General features: G+C 45.0%; 3 protein-coding genes. All 3 read left to right on the top strand.

Going from position 1 to position 3,408, the window contains the following annotated elements; genetic code table 11:
* On the top strand, positions 1 to 333 hold a 333-nt coding region (locus B2866_RS01770), incomplete at its 5' end, for an IS30 family transposase (RefSeq protein ID WP_296190069.1).
* Positions 334 to 442: 109 nt separating this feature from the next.
* Complete coding sequence (locus B2866_RS01765; RefSeq protein ID WP_296190066.1) at positions 443 to 2,245, top strand: FMN-binding glutamate synthase family protein; 1,803 nt, start codon at positions 443 to 445, stop codon at positions 2,243 to 2,245.
* Between the two features lie 63 nt (positions 2,246 to 2,308).
* Positions 2,309 to 3,151: a phosphodiester glycosidase family protein gene (locus tag B2866_RS01760; RefSeq protein ID WP_296190063.1), complete on the top strand. Its 843-nt coding sequence runs from the start codon at positions 2,309 to 2,311 to the stop codon at positions 3,149 to 3,151.
* The last annotated feature ends 257 nt before the right edge of the window (positions 3,152 to 3,408 follow it).

Below are 3,408 nucleotides of genomic sequence, written 5' to 3'. Positions count from 1 at the left end.
CATCTGGTCGCGGATGCGATGGTGGTAATGCTAACGCCAGTGAAACTACACGTTAAGACGATTACGTCCGACAATGGCAAGGAATTTGCGGATCATAAAGCCATTAAGCAAAGACTCTATAGTGGGTTCTACTTTGCTGATGCTTATGCCTCATGGCAACGAGGAACAAACGAAAATACCAATGGCTTGATTAGAGAGTACTTGCCTAAAGGCTGTGACTTTAGACAAGTATCTGATGATGAGGTTCAGAACATCGAAGACAGGTTAAACAACAGACCAAGAAAGCGTTTGGGGTTTAAAACGCCAAACCAAGTGTTTTATTCCATTAATTAGCGTTGCACTTGGTGTGTTAATCTAGGTACTGAATAATGAATAGCGGCAAAGTTACAAAATAACTTTCTGCCGCATTTTTAATTCCAATGTTTTACTGTTGAGTATCGTTATGCCCCAATCTCGTACCAATCTAAACCCAAAACCCAAACAGGATTCTCCTTATTTAGTTGGCGTCATGTTGCGCTATAGCACTTTTGCCGCTGCCGCCTTGCTGTTTATAGCAGGGCTGTTACTGATGAACTGGTGGCTGATCATTCTTGGCGGATTGGGTGTGGGTTTAGGGATTTATGATGTCATACAAGCAAAGCATGCCATCTTAAGAAACTATCCGGTCGCTGGGCATATTCGCTATGTGCTTGAGGATTTTCGCCCTGAAATTCGCCAATATTTACTAGAAAATGACAAAGAACAAGTGCCGTTTTCACGCCAGCAGCGCGCGCTGGTGTATCAACGAGCAAAAAACGTTAGTGATACCAATGCCTTTGGTACGCTCGATAATTTATACGCGCACGGTAAAGAATGGTTTTTACAATCCGCGGTCAGTCAACCGTTAGAAAATAAAGACTTTCGTATCATTGTTGGCGGTGAGCGTTGTCAGCAGCCCTATGATATGTCGGTATTTAACATCTCAGCGATGAGCTTTGGGAGTTTATCGGCCAATGCCATTATGGCGCTTAATCAAGGCGCTAAATTGGGCGGCTTTACCCATGATACTGGCGAAGGCGCCATCAGCCCTTATCATCGTAAGTTTGGCGGTGATTTGATTTGGGAGCTGGGCACTGGTTATTTTGGTTGCCGTGATGAATATGGCAATTTTGATCCGCAGTCTTTTGCCGAACAAGCCGTTGACCCGCAAGTAAAAATGATTGAGATTAAACTCTCACAAGGCGCAAAACCGGGTCAGGGCGGCGTACTGCCAGCAGAAAAAATCACGCAAGAGATTGCTGATACGCGCCACGTGCCGATGGGCAAAGACTGCGTGTCGCCCTCTTCGCACAGCGCCTTTAGTACGCCGCGTGAGTTGGTGACTTTTTGGCAGCAGCTGCGTGATTTATCAGGTGGTAAGCCAGTCGGCTTTAAGCTGTGTATCGGTCAGCCATGGCAGTTTATGGCAATCGTGAAAGCCATGATAGAGATGGACAATTACCCTGACTTTATTGTCATTGACGGTGCTGAAGGCGGTACAGGTGCAGCGCCTGTTGAATTTATGGACAACGTCGGTATGCCAATGGTTGAAGGCTTTATGCTCGTGCATAATACCTTAGTTGGTGCGGGTATTCGCGATAAGATTAAGCTTGGCGTTAGTGGCAAAATTGTCTCAGGCTTTGATATTGCGCGTATGATTGCGCTGGGTGCTGACTGGTGCAACTCAGCGCGCGGCTTTATGTTTGCCGTTGGTTGTATCCAATCGCGCTCTTGCCATACCAATACTTGCCCGACTGGGGTCGCAACCCAAGACCCGTATCGCCAAAAAGCCCTTGATGTACCAAGTAAAGCTGAGCGCGTGGCAAGCTTCCATAAAAACACCCTAAAGTCGCTTGCTAGTATCGTTGGCGCCGTCGGTCTTCAGCATCCAAGCCAATTGCAGCCGTATCATATCGCCCGCCGTTTAGACGATGGCCAAATCAAGCTATTATCGAAGTTCTTTTACTTTGCCGACCAAGGTGCGCTGCTTGAGCAAAATGCTCGCGCCGACGTCTTTAACCAAATGTGGGTGATGGCAAATCCTGATAGCTTCCTTGCCAATAACGATGCGCTGATTGCTTATAACAAAGACTCGCGTGATAAAGGTAAAGAAACCAATGCCCCAACCACCCTGCACCCCGATGATTCAGTAGACCTTATCGATGGTGGTCTGTTAATTGGCAACGTCAATAATACTTTCCGCGAAATTCCGCCATTAGACGATTAAGGATTATGGATTATGGCGTTTTTTAGACCATCTAACGTTATCCTATAAAAAGATAAGTCATCGATGCCAAGTTCTATATTTAGGTTCCCTTACTCATTGTTGGCGGCAGCGCTGGTTGCATTAAGCATCAGCGCTTGCCAGCCAGCAGAAGATAATAACCATGACACGATAAGTAGTGATGGCAAAAATTGGTCATGTCAGGCGCAAAACACGCCCTTTGCCTATAGCGTTTGCCGTATTGATGCAAAGGCGCTGACCGACACGCGTTATTCATTACAGCTATTTTGGCAACAGAGCGATAGCAATGCTGATAACAACCAGCCGCTACTGACTTTTGATGCTTTACTAGCGGCGCTGCCCTCTAATCAAACCCTTAACTTTGCCATGAATGCTGGCATGTATAATGAAAATTATGCGCCGATTGGCTATACGGTTATCGAAGGTAGGGAGCGACGCGCATTAAATATCAAAGAAGGCGGCGGCAACTTTCATCTGTTGCCCAACGGCGTCATGTGGTGGGATAAATCTGGCAAAGTACAGATTACCGAAAGCAAAACGCTAGACAGCCAGCTCAAAAATGGCAATACGCAGCCTTGGTATGCGACGCAATCAGGTCCTATGCTAGTCATCAATAATAAAATTCACCCGCAGTTTAAACCTGAGAGCAGCTCGCTTAAGCTACGTAATGGCGCCGGTGTTTGCAGTGATGGCAGTATACAATTTGTCAATAGCGAGGCGCCGGTGAGCTTTTATCAATTTGCCGCCTTGTTTAAAGATGAATTAAGCTGCCCAAATGCCCTATTTTTAGATGGCGGTATCGCTTCGGCACTCTACGCACCGACCATTGATAAGCATGATAAAAAAGAGATGGGTGCGATGATTGCGCTGATAGAAACGAAAAATTAGAAACAAAGAATTAGCAAAGCAAGAGTAAAAACAGAAATTAGAAATTAGAAATTAGAAATTAGAAATTAGAAATTAGAAATGAAAAAATAGCCGCTATATTTTATAACGGCTATTTTTATGCGTGTTTACACAATAAATAAAGTAAATGATTCTTATACCAAACCCAAAATATATAGTATAATCCACTTATGTCTATACCAATCCACAACCTAGAAGAGCATGACTTTGGCAAACACTCAAAGACCGAGAGTAACCCC

Origin of the sequence: Psychrobacter sp. UBA3483 (genome assembly GCF_002377905.1) — a bacterium.
Classification (GTDB): Bacteria; Pseudomonadota; Gammaproteobacteria; order Pseudomonadales; family Moraxellaceae; genus Psychrobacter.
Note: the sequence above shows the minus strand (reverse complement) of the source record. Positions and strands in the feature narration are given on the sequence as shown.